Consider the following 20460-nt stretch of genomic DNA (forward strand, 5'->3'; position numbering starts at 1 on the left):
TATTTTTTAATTCTGAACAAAAGAACGATGAACGGTGCATGTATGGAATGTGTAAACGATAGGCTTTAGAATCCAATAAATGAAATGCAATATCCGAAGGATAGATTTTTCTGCAACAAGTTATTGCAGGATGCCATCCATCCATTTTAGAAAGTCCGGTACGCGTACACGGCTCACCAAAACCTCATGTGGGCATTCCGGCGAAAAGGAAAGTTTCAGTCGGCTGTTAAAGTATTTTGCGACATTTTCAATGGCTTTTACGTTCCCTATGCAATTACGTGATACACGGAAAAACAAACGGCTATCAACCTGCTGCTCCAATTGGTCTAATGTATAATTAATGATATATCGTCTATCGTTGAATGTATGCAGGAATACGACCCCATCTTCACTATAGAAGTGAGCAATATCCTTGGTTTCTATATAATGATAGTTTTCTCCTTTGGATATTAGGAAACGATTTTTGGTTTTAAATGACAGCAGTTGCTCAAAATTATTCGTATTGTTTTTAAAAGGGGAGTTATGAAAAATGTTCTCAAATTTGGTTAATGCAGTCTCTAATTCATTCTCATCAAATGGTTTTAATAAGTAATCGATACTGTTAAGTTTAAACGCTTTGATGGCATGTTCATCATAAGCTGTCGTAAATATAACTGGTATAGTAATTTCTACATGGTTAAATATTTCGAAGCAGTTGCCGTCTGCGAGGCGGATATCCATAAGAATCAAATCAACATTAGATTCTTTGAGAAATCCGATGGTATCTACCACCGTTTTAGTTTGCTTTTCCAAGATATAATCTGGACGTAATTTTATCATCATACGTCTCAGTTCCTCGTATGCAAAACGCTCGTCTTCTACTATCAGGTAATTCATGAATGTATATAAGGGATTTTTACAATAAACATGTGTTCGGCATGCTCTACCTTTACTTCTTTAGCATGGATTTTATATTGTTTGGTAATATATCTTAATCCGATCCCGCCTTTGTCAGTACTGCCTGACGGCTGGATATTGTTTTCGACCGTAATATAATCGTTATCAATATTAATTGTAATATTCAATGTTGACTCTTCGGTTGCGATATTGTGCTTGAATGCGTTCTCTATCAATAGTTGAAGAGTAAGCGGTATAATTTTGTTTTGTTCACTGAACGCTATTTTATTTACTGTAAAAGTAAAAGCATTTTCAAACCTCATTCTCATCAGGAATATATACGAATCCAAAGCGAGCAATTCTTCCGCAATAGACACCACCGGCTGTTGCGTAAGAGATAGTACATATCGATAAGTTTTAGATAGCGCTTTGGTAAACTTGTTGGCATTTTCCTGATTTATATATATCAATGAAGACAGTACATTTAGGGAATTAAACAGAAAATGAGGATTTATCTGTGACCTTAGCGTTTCATGTTGGAACAGTAGAACTTGACGTTTGACTTTCTCGGAATCCGCGATGGCTTTTTGCTCGGATTGGAAGTAATGAATTAATTCGAATACCAACAAAATAGGGATATTTGCGGCCATCGCAAACGCAAATTTGACGGAAAAGGAAGGTAATCCGTCCCTAGGAACAAGAAATACATCGTATATCAAAAAATTGAAAATCCATAGTAATATCAGGCATATTAAGGTTATACCTAAAATGTCTGCCACAATACGCAAAAATATATTTTTGGAATAAGGTAGATATTTGTTCAAAATCAACAATAAACGGTAATCTGCTATACACATCGCAAAGATTACCACATAATGAGCCGATAATTGTTTATGGAAATTATTCCATAAATCTTCTTTCATTAAAATAATGCTGAAAAGCATTTGGCACAAAGCATATATCAGTGTTGAGAAGAAAAAGATAACGAGTCTTTTTACATTTATTCTTTTTATTTGAACCATTCTTCAAAAATAAAGTTTCCATGTAATATTTTTTGAGAATAACTTCGGTTTTCCGATGAAGTTTATAATTTAGGGGATGAATTTAACGTCTTCTTCCTAGAGAGCCTAATCCGTTGAAACATCGGGAATTTAGTGAGCTAGCTCTGGCGTATAAAAAATCCTTGTCAAATTTTGAATGACAAGGATTAATTTTCTATCAAATCATTGCATTAATCAATGGCGATATTGTTGATTGCTTTTTCCAATGATGTTTCCATAATTCCGGGGATTGAAAGCCCTTCAGCGCGGAAAACACTGATGTCTGAAATACCATAAAACCCAAAGATATTTTTGATGTAAGGAATATTAGAGTCGTATAGCTGATATGGTCCTTCTGAATAGATATTTCCAGAAGTAAAAGCAACATAGAGTTTCTTGTCGGTTAGCAAACCTTTTGGTCCATTTTCATCATATTTAAAGGTATATCCCGCTCTTGAAGTAAAATCGAAATAGGCTCTCAGAGTTGCAGGAACTGAAAAATTGTACATTGGAGAATCAATAACGATAATATCAGCTTCCTTTAATTCGGAAATCAGATCTTCCGAATATTTGCTGATCGATTGTTGTTCCTCAGAATGATTTTCAGCAGGTGTAAAAAAGGTATTTATATGTACCTCTTCCAATAGTGGAACTTTACTTTTTGTAAGATCACGTTCTTTTACAATGCTATCGGAATACTTTTCTTGAATTTTTTGAATAACTGCATTCCCTAACTTTCTACTTGCGGAAGTCTCTGCTCTTGGACTTGAAATAATGTGAAGTATATTTTTCATTTTTTCTTTATTAAAATTTCTTTGGCAAAATTATGTATATTCGCTTATTAAAAGTTAGTAGTAATCAAAAGGTTAGTAGTAACCTTTTGGTTAGTTTAAAGTCGAATCTCATGGAAAATACAATGGATTTAGAAGAGCCAATAACGGCTGAAAAATGTTCCGAAAATCTCTCCTCTGTCGAAGATGCAATTTATGTTATAGGCGGAAAATGGAAATTAAAAATTATTATTGTTCTACAGGAAAGCGGAAATATTAGATTTAATGAGCTTCAGAGAAATATTCGGGGAATTTCGGCACGAGTGCTTTCTAACGAGTTGAAAGACCTTGAATTGAATGGTTTTGTGAAAAGAGTTGTACATGCTGATCAAACACCTGTGGTAGTAGAATATATTTCTACCGATTACAGCAGAACGCTAAAAAACGTCATTGTGGCACTTTCGGATTGGGGAAAAATGCACAAACAAAATATTCGGGAAGAAGCGTTTTAAGTTATCTCCATTTATTTACTTGAAAGACTTTTTTTGAAACTCATACCTTTAACCAAGTAAAGCTTGTGAATTTATTGGTACGAAACCCAACTGCTTCAATACATTTTAAATAAAAATTGGAGCCGCTCGAATACTTACCAAGCGGCTTTTTTTATATTTTTAGCATGATACATACCTACCCCGTGACGTAGGTTATCTTTGAACAAATTATCAGATTTTAATTGTTAAAACGGCGTTAATAGCATTTTCTGAAATAACTCTACAACCAATTTACGCTGCCTGTTTCGACATCATAATTTGCACCAACGATCTTAATCTTACCTTCTTCTTCAAGCTTCCGAAGTGTTGAACTTTGCTTGCGAATATCTTTAATAGCGTGTTTAATATTCTGTTGATTTAATTTCTCCAGCAATACGCTATTTTTAGATGAGCGTTCTTCGTTTTCATCTATTACTTCATTGATAATGGGATCAAAATGGTTAATTAAATGGTTCAAGTTGTCCATTCCCAATCCTTCGATTTGTGCAGCATCTAATCCTCCTTTCAATGCACCACATTTGGTGTGGCCTAATACGACAATGAGTTTGGAGCCAGCGACGTTGCAACCAAACTCCATTGAACCAAGAATATCCTGATTGACAAAATTTCCGGCAATCCTGATACTGAAAATATCACCCAGCCCTTGGTCAAATATAAGTTCAGCAGAAGTGCGGCTATCTATACAGCTTAATACTACGGCAAATGGCCACTGACCTTCACGGGTAGCATTTACCTGTTCGAGAAGATCCCGGTTTGCCTTTAGATTATTGACAAAGCGTTGATTGCCTTCTTTTAAGAAGTCTAATGCTTTTTGAGGAGTAATAGTTGATTGTGTTTCGTACGTATGTGCCTTCATAAAATTTAAAAATTTGGAGTATTAAAGATATAATTATTTTGCTAATTATCCACACGACTATGAATTCCAGTTAGCTCAATATTTGTACCGGCAGAGCTCATACACGAGATCAATATTGTTTTTCCAGTATAAGTTTGTGTTCACTACATTAGTCCATCAAGACGACTGATTAAGCATCCCTAGCCCTTAGATTCAATATTAAACATATGCGTCGCGGTCAGTGTTTTTATCCGCTTTTTGCGCTTCTTTAAGGAATTCATAGTCTGATTTTGAATTAACGTTTTAGCTTTTGTTATTTCTGTATTATTTGTGTTATTTTCGTTTTAAATGGGTGGAAAAGTTTTAAATTACAGCTTTAAATCCGAACCGAATAAAACGAAGCGCGATTCAGCAGAAAAATAGTGCCGATTTTGGGCTTTATTTTCATGCTGCGTTGTGTCAAATAAACCTGATTAAAACTAAACCGAATGATAAACCCAACAAAATTTAGTCTGTTAATGTTGACATTGATGTCATGGTTATTTCCTCATGTTTTAAAAGCACAGTCATTGGCAGACTTTACACTTCCTACAGCCTGGACTGCGCATGCTTTGAAAGCAGAAATACCACTCCCCGAATATCCTCGTCCACAGATGAAGCGCACTGAGTGGCAAAACCTCAATGGGATATGGGACTATATTGGTGGCAATACACATACAGATCCAAGAACAGCCGATACCCCGCCAGCTTTTCCTGCAAAGACAGAAAAGATCCGGGTACCCTTTGTTCCCGAAGCAGAACTATCCGGAATTGCCCGAAGCGCCGAAAAATTCTTATGGTATAGACGAACTCTTGTGATACCACCGACATGGAAGGGGCGACGTGTCTTATTACATTTTGGTGCGGTAGATCACTATGCTCGTGTATATATCAATGGTCGAAAGGTGGGTAACCATACGGGGGGATATAGTGCATTTAGTTTTGATATTTCGGACTTTTTAAAACCTGGCGACAACAGCCTCATCGTGGGAGCCTATGATCCAAATGATGGTAAAATGCCCTCTGGAAAGAATGGTGATAAAGGAGACTATACCTTTAGTTCGGGCATCTGGCAAACGGTCTGGATGGAACCTGTAGAGCAAAAGCATGTAACTCGGCTCAAGCTGATTCCCGACCTAAAAAATAATAGATTACAGATTACAGCTTTCGCGCAAGATAAAAACCTGACGATTGTTGCCAGGGCAAATGATGGACAACAGGAGGTTGCTAAAGCACAAGGAAAGGCTGATGAAACTTTTTTTCTCCCGATCAGCAGTCCCCATCTATGGAGCCCGGACGACCCTTTTCTATACCAGCTGAACGTAGAACTGAAAGATAGAGACGGGCAAACAGTGGATCGGGTAGACTCTTACTTCGCGATGCGCTCCATTAATATCGGGAAGGTCGACGGTATAAACAGAACCTTGTTAAATGGAAAGTTCCAATTTCAGATTGGGTTATTAGACCAGGGCTACTGGCCGGATGGAATTTTTACAGCACCCACAGAGGAAGCTCTACTTTACGACATCCAGCTTGCAAAACGGGCTGGCTTTAATGTCATCCGTAAGCATATCAAAGTCGAACCCATGCGCTGGTATTATCATTGCGATCGGTTGGGATTAATGGTCTGGCAGGATATGCCAAACTTATGGTATCCAGATGATACCGATTCTGTCGCTGTACGTAAGCAGTTCCGGACTGAACTCAAACAGATGATGGATCAGCTGGTCAGTGTGCCTTCTATTGTTACCTGGGTGCCTTTCAATGAAAACTGGGGCGCCTTTGAAGTACCGGATATCACCCAATGGACCAAGGAATATGACCCCTCAAGGCTGGTCAATGGCAACTCGGGATTTAATTATGCACCGGGTTATAGGCCAGCACAAGGTGATCCTGGTAATGGTGATTTTGTGGACATGCACCATTACGGAAAAATGGAAGATAAAGCTTTCCCTAAACCGGATGCACACCGCGCCGCATCTTTAGGTGAATTTGGAGGGAAAGGTCTTTTTGTGCGCAATCACTTATGGCCTGTACCTAATAATGCCTACGAAATATTGATCAATAAGGATGTATTGACAGATACTTATATTTACTTGCTCAATGAAATTGAGCAGCGTATGATTTACAGGGGGTTAAGCTCGGCTATTTATACGCAGACTTCAGATGTGGAGCATGAAATCAATGGGCTGGTCACTTATGATCGCAAGGTCGAAAAAATGGATTTGAATAAAATCAAATGGATAAACGAGGAAATTATCAAGAGCAGCGAAAATATCGACAAAAAGAAGAAAATAAGTTCAATCTTGAGAGAATATCCAGTGGAATAGAAATTGGAGTCAAGAGTGCTGTAATGGGCATCTCTTGATTCTATTTTTGTCAATTGAAAGGATCAGAAACGATTTGAATCGGCCGTGAGCCTAGCAACTTGATCCAATCCGCATGGATCAGAATTAATCCGTAAATTTACGACGATGCTGAATGATTATAAAAAATACGAACTGTTTGGTAAACCCTTGATCCAGAAAATTGATCTGTCTGCACCCTTTAGGTATGACTTCCCGGTTGCTGAGCAAGCCTGTTTTCTATATGTTTTAGAAGGAGAGTTTCGTTATCAACGAAACGATGAACAAATTAACTTTCCTACGGATTATGCTTTACTGCTCAATTGCATCGGTTCTGGAAACCAAATCCACAATGCTAAACCGGGACAAGGCTGTCAGGTCATTATCGTTACCTTTTATCCAGATATCCTGAAGCAGATCTATGATCGCGAACTGCCTACACTGTTTCAAAAGCCTAAGCAGCTTATTTCAAATAAATCAAATGAAAAAATAAGCAATGATTTTCTGATCCAAAAGTATATAGAAGGGTTGCTCTTCTATTTTGAAAACCCTGCGCTTGTAAATGAAGATATATTGGTGCTTAAATTGAAAGAAATCATCTTATTGCTGGCACAGTCCCAGAACGCTGAAGCAATTCAATCGATTTTGTCACAGTTATTTTCGCCAATGAGCTATTCATTTAAGCAAGTTATTGAAGCAAATTTATTTTCCCAGCTAACGATTGATCAATTGGCTGAGCTAAATAATCTTAGCGTATCATCTTTCAAACGTGAATTCGCAAAATTATATAACGATAGCCCCGGCAGTTATATCCGAACCAAAAAATTGGAAAAAGCTGCCGAGTTGCTCGCAATAACAGATAAACGTGTCAGTGATATTGCCTTTGATTGTGGTTTTAATGACCTGGCCACTTTTACTAAAAGCTTTGGCGATAAATATCATGTTAGCCCTACCGCTTACAGGCAAGAGCAGAAAGGAGTATAAACCGATAGGTAATTAAAAAGCATGTCATACCATAGCTGATTGGGCACATCAGCAGTAGGTAGTGCGCTTTTCAATATTTTTTAGCTGCGCATTTCCAGCGACCGCGTAAAGTTTTTTGAGCCAAAATCTTAAATAGTTGAACCAAATCCCCAAATCTCTTTAATCTTTCCAATGCAAATTTGTAGTGTTCCTTCCAGGGCATTATTTCTCACTATATTTTGGAGAGAGGAATGGCATGGTGGGGACAGTGCGGTTTAGGCAAAGCCGCTTTATTCATTGGTGTATTATTAAATTGTAAAAAAATGAGTTTATCAAGTGTAGGAATCTTTCATACCATCCTCGGTATTTTAGCGATTGTAGCTGCAGTAGCAGGATTTATCAGATATGGCAAAATCAGTCTCGCCACCTTGTCTGGAAGGATATATTTTTATGCAACCATTGTCACCTCACTATCGGCTTTGGGTATTTCAAAGCATGGAGGTTTCAATGCTGGGCATGTGTTTTCACTCTTTATCATTCTTTTGGTTGCGATGGCATATTTTCTTTTTTCGCGCAAAAAGGCTAGTCTCAAAGCGAGATATTTTGAAAACTTCTTACTATCATTTAGTTTTTTTCTATCACTTGTACCGACAGTGAATGAGACCTTTACCCGTGTCCCGATTGCAGATCCTTTGGCCAGCGATAGCAAAGATCCAATAATCGCGCAAACACTCCTGATTCTTTTTGTACTTTTTATCATCGGATCTATTTTTCAGTTCCTTAAACAAAGAAAGATGAATAGGTTAGTTTCTACCACTTATCTTGAACAATATTAGCTGAAATGTATACTATTAGAAGAACTAAAAGCCGCTTGTGGAATCAAGTGGCTTTTAGTTACAACTTAGTCATTTTTAGTGCTTGTCGAATACGAATGTCTTTCCATTGAGGTTATCCGTTGTGCGAAGATGTCCTTAAAACCCGATCCGAACAGTGAATAATATGAGAACATTGAGTGGAAACGGGACCGTATAATAGAGCCATTGTTTGCTACGCTATTGTAATTTTAACAATGTCCATTGTTTAACGATTTAATATGACAATACCTGGACCGATCTTATAGGGCCGACCCAAGTATTGTACTGCCAAGTGTTTTGTAGCTTAGCAAATTCAATGTTAATTTCTAAAATGTATATCTAATTCCCAATTGGACCTGTGCTCTCGAATTGAAATAATCAATACTATAAGGGCTACCAGGATCACTAAAAGTGAATATCGGCCAGTTGCCCGTATGCTGCTGTGGCGGGAACAGTGTCGGGGTCAATCCCACCGAACTGGTTGAATTGAACGTATTTGGTGAGAAGTATTGTACACCCCATTCCTTTGAAAGCAAGTTTGTTAGGTTTACGATGTCTGCCGAAATTGTTAGAAACTGCCCACTCTTCCTAGCAGGTAAGTCATGTGCCAGCCTCAGGTCAGCCTGTATGTTCCATGGGGTGCGGCCGGTATTCCGCTCGGTAAAATCCCCACGTCTTGATGACAGGTATTCGTTGCCATCAATGAAAGCGTTGAAGGCTTGAGCTTGTTGCTGAGCTGTCAGACCACCCTCCACATCCTTGAAATAGTTTATAGCTTCCCCTTGTGTCGGTATATATACCAACGATACCTGTTGCGGAAGCCCTTGTATGTTGCCATTCACGATTCCATAGGTAAAGGGCGATCCAGACTGCGCCGAAAAGAAAAGGTTGATATTCGTACGGCCTGCCGATTTCCATTTGTGTGTATAGCTAAAGTTGCTTACTATCCGGTGGCGGATGTCAAAGTTGCTGTATGCAAGTTTGGGATCATTCGGAATCAATGATTGGTTCAACTGCCAGTTGGATTCCATGGAGTTCCGAACACCATTTGAGACATCTTTTGACTGTCCAAAGGTATAGCTTGCCGTAGCGTTCAGATCCTTGTAGTTTTTGGCGATAGTCCCGGTAATGCTGTAGCGGTACCCCTGACTAGTATTGGACAGGAGGTACACATTGGAAAAACGGTTGTCTACTGTACCGGCGTATACAGGCTGCTGTTTACTTCTGTCATATCCATACCAGAATGGATTATCTTTGGTGTTCAGTTGCTGAAAGGTAACGTCACTGATGTTGCGGGTGTACATGCCCTCTATCGTAAACTTCCAGTTATCTGTCGTTTCAAAATCTACACCCAAGCTGGCACGGAGTACCTGTGGCAAGGTAAAGCCATTGTCCACCAGGTCCACTTGTGTTTTTCCACTATTGGGATTATTAACGATTGCTCCATTCTGCCCAATAAATTCCGCCAGTCCATTTGGGCTAGGTTTAATAGCGTCCGAACCCGGTGTGAAAGCTTTTTGATCGGCACGTTGGTCAAATGCGCCATAGCTGTCGCCCGTATTATAATAGGCATAGGCCAGCCATGCAAAGGGAATGCGGCCGGTAAAGAGCCCAGCACCTCCGCGTAGTACCAGACGACGGTCTTCGGTAGCTTCCCAGCGGAAGCCCACACGTGGTGACAATTGTATACGGTTCAGGAAATCATTTTTGATGCGATTCAATGGGGTATAGCTATAAGTCGTTCCGAAATTCGGATCTGCCCAGATATCACTTACCTTCGCGCTTAATGTGGGCATAGTTGGTAGATGTGCCAAGTCAGCACGCAATCCCGGTGTGATCCGCAACCGTTCACTAAGGCGGATCTCATCCTGTATATACAAGCTATACATGTTTACGTTAAAGTCTGCAGCTGGATTATCGAGAATATAATCCCTGGTATTGTTGCTGTAGTTGTAGCTACCGCGTACACGATAGGGGGTGTTGCTGATAAAATCTTCAATGCTGTTGTAATCCACCCGGCCATTCCAGGCATTTACAAATCCATAGCGGATGCCGTATAGTTCGTTGTGTGTACCAAAGAGCAATTTATGACGTCCGATATTCCAGTTCAGGTTGGCTGTCAGCTCCCAGGTCTTTTGCTGCATGTCAAAGATGCTGGCCTCCCGGTCCGTCCCGATGTAGATGGTGCTCCCAGGGGTCCGTCCCTGAATCTGTACCTGCGGTAAGCTTGGATCACTCAATGGATCCCGGCTGTCGTTGACCAGCGTATAGCCGACGACCGCATTTCCTGAAAGTGAGTTAGAAAAACGGCTTTTCAATTCGGCGACGGTAGAACTCTGATTGTTTGTTTGTTTAAAAGCCATACCGGAAAATCGGAAATCCTGTTGGTCGCGGTCCATATGTGTCGCCGAACTGTGGATGGTATTGTTACGGATCGCCAGTTGGTGACGATCACTGATGTTCCAGTCTAGGCGATTGAAGAATTTGACCGATTTGGACCAGTTGGTGTACGATCCTGCGGTACCAGCATCAAAGATGTTACCGTATCGGCTCTGTACAGTGCCGGCGATATTGTTTGCATCCTCTAGACTCAGGATATGGAGGGTTTCATTGCTGCCTACCACCAATTGTGCAGGATCCTGGCGGCGGGTCAACTCTTCGTTGCTAAAAAAGAACAGTTTATCCTTAATGATCGGAAATCCGATACGGAAACCAGCTTGATAGTCATAAAAGTCATTGTTCATCTTGCCGAGCGTGCCTACACGATCCTTTCCTATGAGGCTGGCATTGCGACCAAAACCATAGACAGAACCCTCCACTTTATTAGTGCCCGAACGGGTGACAGCATTGACTGATCCGCCAGTAAAGTTTCCAATTTTCACGTCATAAGGAGCTAGATATACCTGCATATCCTGTATGGCATCCAACGAAACCGGATTGGTTCGCGTAGAACTCCCGGTCATACCCGAAGTACCCGTCTGTCCACCTAATGATGGGGAGAATCCAATGGCATCGTTGTTGATAGCACCATCAATTGTGACATTGTTGTAGCGAAAGTTGGTGCCTCCGAAACTATTGTCGCGACTTCCCTGTGGTGTAAGCCGCGTTATATCTGTAAGGGATCGGCTGACTGTAGGCATACCCTGTACCTGCCGGGCGTTGATGTTCTTGCCTGTGCCATAGGTGTCTGCATGTTTACCAGCCATACGAGCTGTGACGGTAACCTCCTCCAAGGCTTGCGCATCATTGCCTAATACAAAATCGAGTAGCTGTGCACCGCCTAAGCGGATATAGATATCCGATCGGATAGTCTGTTGCATACCGACTGTAGAGACCGTTACGCTGTATGGTCCACCGATGCGCATGTTGTTGATGGTATACCGGCCATCAGCATCGGCAGAAATGGCATAGCGTGTGCCAGAAGGGGTATGTACCGCTAAAATCGTTGCGCCGCCCATGGCTTGGCCATGGGTACTCACTATCCGGCCCGTTAGCGATCCGGATGTTTCCTGCGCTGTCGCAAACAGCGTGCTCAGCAGCAAGAATATGATCGTCATAATCGGATCGCGCCACCGTTTTAAATATATCGTTGTCATTTCGTTATTTTTCTTTTGGGCTCACTATTTTTTATTCCAGCTATTTAAATATCACTTTACGGATGGCACTTCCTGTAACATCGAGCAAATAAATATTACCCTCCTTGTCTATTGTTATATCACTAATGATACCCCATTTTGCCGTGCTCAGATCACCATCCGCAAAACCACGTTCTACCTTTGCGAGCGTACTTATTATCTGTTCTTGAAGATTCACTTCTCGGATAGCATTGTTATTGCCATCCATGATGATTAAGTTGCCTTGGGCATTCAATTTTAGTGCTGCCGGACCGTATCCGATCCGAGCAGTAGAGATAGGCCCGTCCTGATAACCATAGCCTTCGTATTGACCGATCCAGTTGACGCCTCGACCACCAGGCAGTGTTCTGGTAATCATTCCTTGATAGTCATCAGAAGAGTGGTAAATGGTTCCATCGGTTGCGATTGCAATCCGACACTTGTCAGAAGCTCCTCCTGTATTCATATTCTGCACCGTACCCGTAGGTAAGGCAACCTTAAGTATACCATTCCAGGAATTGGGATAATAGAAATTACCATTTTTGTCGACTGTAATTCCTCTCGGAGCAATTGCTGCAGTCGGAATGGTAGTCACTTGACCATTCAGCGTCACTTTCTTGGCAACAGTTGATTCGACGACATAGATTATATCATTCATGATGTCCATTCCCATGATACCATTAAAACCAGTTGCTAATACAGCGCTTACACCTTCGGGTGTAACCTTCATAATGGATGTAGGATTATTTACATATAGATTTCCTTTTGAATCAATGACTATTTTTGAATAGTTATAATCGAGTGTCATAAAACTTTTGGCTACGGTTGTTACTCCTGAACGACGGAAGGCTAGGGGAGCTCGAGCAGATAGATTACCTACTTGTACGCTAAGTGGACCTGTGCTCAATGTCGCTGGAGCAATCACTTTGAGTACACTTTCGCTGGCAGAGATAATTTGTGCCGGTACACCATTGAAAGATACTCTGTTGCCGAGTAAATCCTTGGAAAAGCCACTTCCCTGAATGGTGATTTCTGTTCCTGCCAGACCACTTTCGGGACTTACCTTGGTAATGCCCAATTCTTGGTTCACAAATTCAGGGCCTACGACCTTCTGATCATTGACCAGTACTTCGATCTTTCCACTTCCAATATTGGCCGGATATCGGACCACAAGCTCTGTGCTGGTGGGGTTCGTCTCCAGAGGTATTTCCTTGCCATTGATCAATACTTTGTTTTCCTCTTTAACCGTACTGAACGTACTTCCTTTAATGGTGATAATGGAACCAACTGGGCCGCTTAAAGGCGATACTGCAGCGATCTTTGGCAGGGGAACCACACTAAATATTGCCGCGCTCACCGTTTTCTGTCCATTGATAATAACAGATACCTTATTACTTTCGATCCCCTCCGGAGCGAGTACAATAAGTTGCTTTGGCGTTGCTTCGATCACTGTAGCCTGTTTGTCGTTAAAATAGACCTTATTATTTTCCTTTACGCTTTCAAACCCCTCGCCATTGATGGTAACCTTAGTGCCTTTGCCACCAGTCAAGGGTCTGATAGCCTTGATTTCCTGATACGTAAAAATCTCGCCTGTGGACACCATATTATCCACAAACACCTTGACTGCTCCGGTACCTGCTCCGGCTGGTACTTTTGCTACAATAAGCGTATCGGATATATTGACGACCAAAGCTGTGGAGTCATTAATGGTCACTCTTGCAGGTTGCTGCAAGCTTCCAAACCCTTCACCCGTGATCCGTATATTGGAGCTGGCAGGGCCATTGGCAGGCCATACCCGCTTTAGACTCAGGCGCTGGTAAGTATAATTACCGACCTCGATGGTGTGACCACCAGCTTTTACTGTCAATTTTCCGGTAGTGGCTGCTTCCGGAGCCACGACAACCAGTGATGTTGACTGCGCGGAAAAGACCTCGGCTCGTACACCAGCAAACTCCACAATGTTTTCTTCGATATTTTCGCTAAAACCGGTCCCTTTAATGGTGACCAGGGTACCCGCTTTGCCACTGTTTGGGAAATAATGTTCTACCGACAGGTTTGCGCTGACTTCATCACCGGGACTATCTTTCTTGCAGGAGAAAAATAGCAACAACGCTGACAAGACGGCAAGACTTATGATGTGTTGAATAGTATTCATTTGTGTATTGTTATTTTTTAAGTATCGATTTTCATCGCTATATATGAATCCGTTACACTTGATTGGATCAGTTTAAAAGGACTTGGTCAATGATGTGCAGTACGCCATTGCCAGCCAGTACGTTTTCTCTGATTAGATTTGTTTCGGTTGCATTTCGGGTGCCTAAAAGTGTTATTGTATTGTACAATCCTGTTCCAATGTTAAATACCAGCGTCACTGTGAGGTTATCGCCATCCAGCATTGTTTCTGTTGTTTTAATATTGGTATTGCCATCTGTAGGCGTTGTCAGCACATAATCATATAAGAATCTACGGTCCGGTACGATGTGGTAGCGCAATAGTCTTTCTAACTCATCCACAGGCTTCTTATTAATGATTTCCAAAGTGCCGTAACCCTGCTTGATCATCGCAGCATTATTGGGAGCAAAAACGGTATAGGCCCCCGTTTTTTGCAACAAGTTTTTGATCGCAGGGACCCTTTCCAGTGCTTGATTAAATAGGGTGATGTCATACTCGTTTTTTACGGCGTCGCTTAGATAGTCAAAAAGATAAGGTTCGAGTAAGCGATTTATTACCTGTATTTTGCCATTGTTGGCATTTTTCATTACTGGAGTAACAATAGCACCATTGATGGTAAGGACAGTATCCCGATCCTTTACCCATTTGGTAACAAACATCTTTCCACCGGTGTAAGAGTAGATTTCCTGGTTGAACTGAAAAGGGATTTTGTTGAAATCATAGACCCCATTGAGTACATGATATCGCATGATTTTGGTCAGGCGATTTAACCCCACCAAATTTACGTCGACTTTAAAGGCATCATCAGAGGGGGCAAGCTGCGTGAAAGGACCTTTCTGTAGCAGCATATCATACAACTCGGTCCGCTTATTGGCTGCGTTTAATTTAGACAGGTTTGCATTGTCTGCAATAATCATACTGATCAGATTGGCGTCATACGAATAGTGATTGGTATCCTCTTTTTCGCAGGCGCTACATGCAAGGAAGCAAGTAGCGATCAACACGTATTTAATGATATTTTGCATAGTTTCTTAAAATTTGTTTGGTATAAACAGGCGGTCCACAAGATAGAGTGGTCCATTTAGCGTTAAAATATCCTGCTCAATGACTGTAGCTGGCTCGCTTCCCTTTCGCGCATCTTTCAGACCTATTTTCAGCTTACCATTTTCGCGTGAAAAGCGGTAAGGACAGGTCATACGAGGTTGGCTGTTGGGATCGTAGCTCTCCATCTGCAGGATGTAATCGCTTAGGTATTCGTTCGTTAAGTCATTTGAAAAAAATACGGTGGAGAAACCACTGCCTCCGCCGTCTGTAGGATAGTAACGCTGGCCCCAACCGTGGTGATACGTCAGGACAGAATCGTTTTTGTGGAAGGTTCTGTAATTATAGGGAGCGCCATCCGAAAACCTGAGGTACTGCCCTCTATATTTCCAATGCGCATCATTTAATCGAATAAACTCTGCAGCAGTTTCATAACCGGCTTTGATAAAAGCCTCGTTGGTAGGGGCAAAAACAGAGGTTTGATGGCTGATATATGTAGCGCCCGGATTATACGGATCAACTGATAAGTCCAATTGGTTTTTCATGACCGCTTCTTCCATATTGTAGACAAACCAAGGATCTTCGTCCAAATTAAAATACTGTGCATAGGAGTCATCGTTCGCTTCCACAATTTCTAAAAACATGGAAAGCCTGCTTTCTGCTTTCATGGTTTGCCAGAGCGTTTTCTCCGGTTTTTTAAGAAAAGTATCGATAAAGATGACGTCAGCCTCTACCGCATTTTCTATACGATAATCCCCCACGGTCTTTCCATTAAGCAAGATTTTCTTTGCTGTAATGGCTAAATAATGGTAATAGCTATAGGCTGAAGAAGCATATTGATTGCCTTGCCTTAGTTCTTTATCCTCTAATTTAGATCTCAACCGAATGTTTCCGTATGTAACGTGTACATTTGCTGTATCTATTTTATCAGCTAACACATGGTAGAGGACGATTGAATCCAAATCCGCAGTACTCATGTTTTTCAGTTTTTCCTGTGTCATACCCGTGGCCGTAAAAGCTGCATCGCTTGGGACTAAAAAAGTAAGCGGGAGGCTTTTCCATTCCTTGTCCAATAAGGTACGCACGGTACTTCCATCCAGCGCTATTTTGAACAAATGGCTTTTAGAGTCCATCAGGAGTGCATCGAGACTCTTTTTATCTTTCTCCACATAAGGAACCTTTTCTCCATAGGGTTCGGGCATATATTCTTCCTGTTTACAGGATATCACCGCGATAAGCAGCAGTAGTAATGCTATGATTCTATTCATCAGTAGACGCTTTTAATTTCCAGTGTTTGTTAAAACAGCTTCATCCGGCCGGAACAATAATTTTTCGATATTATGCACGGTACCGTTGTCTGTGAGATAATTGACCTTATTATTGGGGGATAGTGCTGTGAATCGTCCGTATTGACCCGCTTCTTGTGTATGGACAGCAAACCAGCGGATATCTACATTGTAAAAGATTGTTCGGCTCATTCGGATATCCCCTTCTATGGACGGAGCCAGAGATTGACCAGATGATTCCAAATCAGTTAAGAAAATACGGGTATCGAACAGGTAGACCCCCATAAAGCGATTGTAGAATTTTTTAGGATCCATTCGGCTGATGCTATCGAGCGTGATGCCATCTTTCTCAAATGCCTGATTGTCGGGTGCCACCACAGACCATTCGCCTTGCGCAAGCCGCTCCCAATAACCGAACTTTTTGAGGCCTGCAACAAAAACGCTATATTCAGGTCGTTTCGAAAGAAAATGCTGTACATTTCCTTCCTGATATTTGAAACAAGCATTGACAATATTCAATATACCATTGGTCAGGGCAATATCCATACGTATTGCTTCAGCGCCATTGATAAATACACGCGTTTTATCCCATTGGGAGGTTCCGGCATGTTTTGAAATGATGAGATCTTTGCCTGCCATATTGGGATATTTTGCATCGAGTGTCTTGACCGGAATCTCCTCGCTGGATAGTATTTTACCTAACATGTGGTATTGAATCATGGTCGTCAGACTGTCCCGATTGAGCTTGTCGAAATCCGAGGCACGGTAAATGCCTAAGGCATTAAAGGCTGCATTGGTTGGTGCATATACGGTGACCTTTTCACTTCCTGTCACCGCATTTAATAGATCTGTTTTTACCAAAGCGGCATGAAATAAGCTCAGATCGAAATTGTTACCGATATAATCCCCGACGTTCCGCGTTTCTGTGTTTCCTTCATACACCATAAATTCATCGTGGTTACAAGACTGCAAGAGTAGGCAGCTCAGTAGAAAGAGGATATATGTTTTTATTTTCGTTAGTTGCATCAGCTTAATTATTTATAGATAGGTGGATCAAACTTTCGTTGAATTGTTGTGAGATAAGCCTCTCCATTGACGACTTCTATGGTATTTACAGCAGGAAACGATTTAGGATTATTAAGGCCCGAATGTGTATTGATAAACATACTCGGGAACCGTGCTGAATTGCTTACACCTGGAAGTTGTACAAGTTCGTTGAGGCCATAGAAGCTTAGGTGGGAACATAAGCCTTTGGGCATACTAGTTCCCCCGATCCCCATTTCAATGAAGGTTAGCCCTGGTGCCAGGAAAGTGACTTGCTGTACCATATTGGTGGTAATGGTTTTTGTGCTGTCTGCAAATAATGGAAAACTAAAATAATCAGCTACGGTAGACTCTTCGGTATTACGGTACAGCGGCTGAAGAAACCGTGCATGATATCCTGGTAAAGCTGTTTCACTCGTATATGTAGTTGTTTCCTGTGGATAGAGGGATAGATAGACATTCATTTCGTCTTTTATGCCATCTGCGAGAGTGATCATGCCATTTGGCTTTCTATCCTCAGAGGTTAAAAAACCTTTGGCACTCATATTATAAAAATTGAGGTAGACCGATGAATCAGAGAAAGGCAGTTTCTGGAAATTCTCCTGACGCAAGATCAGCCCGTTCTCTTTCGTTTTGAAATCTTTTTGGATCACATGTAGCGTATAGATTTCCCGATCTTTCAGGTCATAGTTGCCTTCAATGGCAACATTTTTTTTCAGATCATCGCTCAGTTGAAAAAATGGAATGTCATTGACAGGTCTAAAGTAAAAAACTATCCTATGGGAGCCTGAAGGGACCTGAGCCCAACTGGAGAGATCAAATCCATTTATGATAGGACCTACCAAGACATTTTCCTTGCCCGGATATTCGGGATTGTTTCGTTTGGTGCTTCCGGCACTGTGCGTGGGATAGGGTGCCGCATATCGTACGCGTTTATCCAAAAAATCACCGACGATAGCTGCCTTTACCGGGATACCGTTTTGATCAAATTCGGGATCAATAAGCATAGTCAAATAGGGTACGAGAAGCCCCTTGTCACCAAGGTTAACCTCATAGTTGAGGTTGTTGAATACCCTTAAGTAAGCTGGATTTTCGACCTCGTAATAATCTATCTTTGTACAGGAAGCAAAAAATAAAAAGATAAAAAACAGGAAAAATGCTTTGCTTTTGTAGCCTATCGGATTTCTGTTCATGCCGAACGGAGTTCCGTTTCCAGGTGCTTTCTTTTTTTTGGACACCAGGTTGTTGTTAAAAGTGTCATTGCTCATAACGACTTGTCTAAATAGTCCCATTTATTTGGTATGTTTAACGATCATCATTCTGGATTTATAGCGTGGATCCTGCGTTTGCTTGCCGATCAAGGCAATGCTGTAGGAGCCGATATCGGCATTGGGCAACGCGCCACGTATCGCGAAAAGCTCTGGCTTCGCAATCAGATCCTGGGTTGTATAGATGGCTACCTCGTCTGCCCATGTTCCGGGTGTGGTATTTTCGGTGGCATGATAAACCATTATTTTTTGTGTTTGTATTTTGGTGTTGCCGCCCATTTGTACTAATCTGACATAAGGATTCACCCAAGGAATGTAACCCGGGGTCAATTGTTCTGTAGATCGTTCATCAAATGCCCATCCGTTATTGCTAAACGGTTTTCCATTATCGGAGGTGAAAGTAGCATAGGGAAAAGCTGTGTTAAAATTGAAAAAACGAACATCAGTATAAAAATTAGTTTTAAACCGTTCATAAGTAGCGTCCTGTGTACCGCTTTGCCCACCAAAAGTGACACCAGATAAGTTGTTGTGCGATACGACCAGACTGTCTTTGCCTGTTGCCGTGCTATAAAGCCATACGGTATAGTTGTCGCCAGCTTTTACATCATAGTCTACTGCTGCCAGAGTTGTATTGTTGAGTAAGGCTTCAAACTGAAGTTTCCCCTGGATGGCAGCGATGTATCCACTATATGTGCCGAATGAGACGGCATCTGTACTTTTATTGCCCACTTTGAGGGATACAGCCCCAGCTTCAGCTCTGGCATTGACAAACTGGATACGCGCATAAGTATTGTTCACTGGCGGGTTCATATCCGCTATAATTTGGAATCCATTCTGCACCTGTTTGTGCGTATACTCCGGGTCATTGATATTTGGATAATCAAAAGGCTGAGAGTAAACCACTACTGTATATACACCACCAGGTTTAAAATTGGCGATCGGATTGTAAGTGAGGTAAGTAGGGATGACCGCTGTTCTGTTTTCAATATAACTGATGGATGAAGTCATATAGTCCATTATAAGACTTCCGGTAGAGGGTAATTGTCTTTGGTTTTCCGTAAGTACTTTAAGCTGGTAGGTTCCATAAGGGATCTCCACATAGTCCGATACCTTGCCCACAGGAACATGGCTGAGCGCTTTGTTGATTGCTGTTCCATCCGACCATGCCAGGCTTACAGGCCCGTATAGATCTTCTATTGTTTCCTGTGTGGCCTGGCTCTCACCCGGTTTTTCAGTGAAGTTGATAATTCGGATTTTGCAGTTCTCGGGGGTACGTGGTGACTCTACACTTCGAGGCACTTCGATTACTTCCGGGAGACCTACATTATAATAATCACCCAACAACGTGTAATAATCTACTGAATTCCCCTTATCCTGGATTTTAAATTTCTTCTGAAGACCAATGCCAATTCCCTGATAGGCGAGATAAGTAACCTCTATATCCGCACTGTTTTGTTCGTTCAGTAGGTCCTGGGGGACATTCCACAGCATTCCGAGGCGACCATCTACGGGGAAATATTTGGTAGGAGGGTACTTCTCAGCCATAGGATCCGTTTCTCCGTTTCGGATAACGAAATTGGTAATACTGTCTCCGTTTACAATTACCTGATTTGAACCGCCTAGGTTAACGATGCGCACATTGGAACTTTTGGAGGCCTCGGTGCTGTATCTGTTATCTACTTCTTCGACAAATTTGTCCTTAGAACAGGATACAAAGAGTCCGAGCAAGAGCAGGACGAATATTTTTTTACTACTTTTCATA

The 20460-nt window shown here is 41.5% G+C and carries 15 protein-coding genes; 4 read left to right on the plus strand and 11 right to left on the minus strand.

Features of this window, described 5'->3' with window-relative positions:
- Window positions 1-120: 120 nt before the first annotated feature.
- The 3 genes from B4A24_RS16375 to B4A24_RS16385 form a co-directional block, all read right to left on the minus strand.
- Window positions 121-876, minus strand: a complete 756-nt coding sequence (locus B4A24_RS16375) for a LytR/AlgR family response regulator transcription factor (RefSeq protein WP_293946162.1) — start codon at window positions 874-876, stop codon at window positions 121-123.
- The gene (locus B4A24_RS16380) at window positions 873-1799 is read right to left on the minus strand and encodes a sensor histidine kinase (RefSeq protein ID WP_293946163.1); all 927 of its coding nucleotides are present in this window, start codon (window positions 1797-1799) and stop codon (window positions 873-875) included. The genes B4A24_RS16375 and B4A24_RS16380 overlap by 4 nt, the downstream gene beginning before the upstream one ends.
- Window positions 1800-2107: 308 nt before the next feature.
- A complete protein-coding gene (locus B4A24_RS16385) occupies window positions 2108-2710 on the minus strand; it encodes an FMN-dependent NADH-azoreductase (RefSeq protein WP_293946164.1) in 603 nt (200 codons plus the stop codon).
- Window positions 2711-2820: 110 nt separating this feature from the next.
- On the opposite strand from B4A24_RS16385, the gene B4A24_RS16390 reads away from it, so the two are divergent.
- Window positions 2821-3198 (plus strand): winged helix-turn-helix transcriptional regulator, encoded by a 378-nt coding sequence (locus B4A24_RS16390; protein ID WP_293946165.1) that lies wholly within the window; start codon window positions 2821-2823, stop codon window positions 3196-3198.
- 259 nt (window positions 3199-3457) lie between these two features.
- Here the strand turns inward: B4A24_RS16390 and B4A24_RS16395 are convergent, their stop codons facing one another.
- Window positions 3458-4093 (minus strand): carbonic anhydrase family protein, encoded by a 636-nt coding sequence (locus B4A24_RS16395; protein WP_293946166.1) that lies wholly within the window; start codon window positions 4091-4093, stop codon window positions 3458-3460.
- A gap of 467 nt (window positions 4094-4560) precedes the next feature.
- Between B4A24_RS16395 and B4A24_RS16400 the strand changes: the two genes are divergently transcribed.
- The 3 genes from B4A24_RS16400 (at window position 4561) to B4A24_RS16410 (ending at window position 8255) form a co-directional block, all read left to right on the plus strand.
- The gene (locus B4A24_RS16400; protein ID WP_293946167.1) at window positions 4561-6441 is read left to right on the plus strand and encodes a glycoside hydrolase family 2 protein; all 1881 of its coding nucleotides are present in this window, start codon (window positions 4561-4563) and stop codon (window positions 6439-6441) included.
- A 144-nt stretch (window positions 6442-6585) separates the two neighbouring features.
- Window positions 6586-7440: a helix-turn-helix domain-containing protein gene (locus tag B4A24_RS16405; protein WP_293946168.1), complete on the plus strand. Its 855-nt coding sequence runs from the start codon at window positions 6586-6588 to the stop codon at window positions 7438-7440.
- Between the two features lie 302 nt (window positions 7441-7742).
- Window positions 7743-8255 (plus strand): hypothetical protein, encoded by a 513-nt coding sequence (locus B4A24_RS16410; protein WP_293946169.1) that lies wholly within the window; start codon window positions 7743-7745, stop codon window positions 8253-8255.
- A 344-nt stretch (window positions 8256-8599) separates the two neighbouring features.
- On the opposite strand, the gene B4A24_RS16415 is transcribed toward B4A24_RS16410, so the two are convergent.
- The 7 genes from B4A24_RS16415 to B4A24_RS16445 all read right to left on the minus strand — a co-directional run bounded on the left by B4A24_RS16415 (window position 8600) and on the right by B4A24_RS16445 (window position 20459).
- Complete coding sequence (locus B4A24_RS16415; RefSeq protein WP_293946170.1) at window positions 8600-11869, minus strand: TonB-dependent receptor; 3270 nt, start codon at window positions 11867-11869, stop codon at window positions 8600-8602.
- 40 nt (window positions 11870-11909) lie between these two features.
- Window positions 11910-14042 carry an IPT/TIG domain-containing protein gene (locus tag B4A24_RS16420; protein WP_293946171.1) on the minus strand — a complete coding sequence of 711 codons (2133 nt, stop codon included), beginning with the start codon at window positions 14040-14042 and terminating at the stop codon, window positions 11910-11912.
- Window positions 14043-14109: 67 nt separating this feature from the next.
- A complete protein-coding gene (locus B4A24_RS16425; RefSeq protein ID WP_293946172.1) occupies window positions 14110-15084 on the minus strand; it encodes a fasciclin domain-containing protein in 975 nt (324 codons plus the stop codon).
- Window positions 15085-15090: 6 nt separating this feature from the next.
- The gene (locus B4A24_RS16430; protein WP_293946173.1) at window positions 15091-16368 is read right to left on the minus strand and encodes a fasciclin domain-containing protein; all 1278 of its coding nucleotides are present in this window, start codon (window positions 16366-16368) and stop codon (window positions 15091-15093) included.
- Between the two features lie 12 nt (window positions 16369-16380).
- Window positions 16381-17412, minus strand: coding sequence for a fasciclin domain-containing protein (locus B4A24_RS16435; protein WP_293946174.1), 1032 nt, complete (start codon window positions 17410-17412; stop codon window positions 16381-16383).
- 8 nt (window positions 17413-17420) lie between these two features.
- Window positions 17421-18722, minus strand: coding sequence for a hypothetical protein (locus B4A24_RS16440; RefSeq protein ID WP_293946175.1), 1302 nt, complete (start codon window positions 18720-18722; stop codon window positions 17421-17423).
- Window positions 18723-20459, minus strand: a complete 1737-nt coding sequence (locus tag B4A24_RS16445) for a hypothetical protein (protein WP_293946176.1) — start codon at window positions 20457-20459, stop codon at window positions 18723-18725.
- Window position 20460: the final 1 nt, after the last annotated feature.

Source organism: Sphingobacterium sp. UBA7249, from assembly GCF_002472835.1.
Lineage (GTDB): Bacteria > Bacteroidota > Bacteroidia > Sphingobacteriales > Sphingobacteriaceae > Sphingobacterium > Sphingobacterium prati.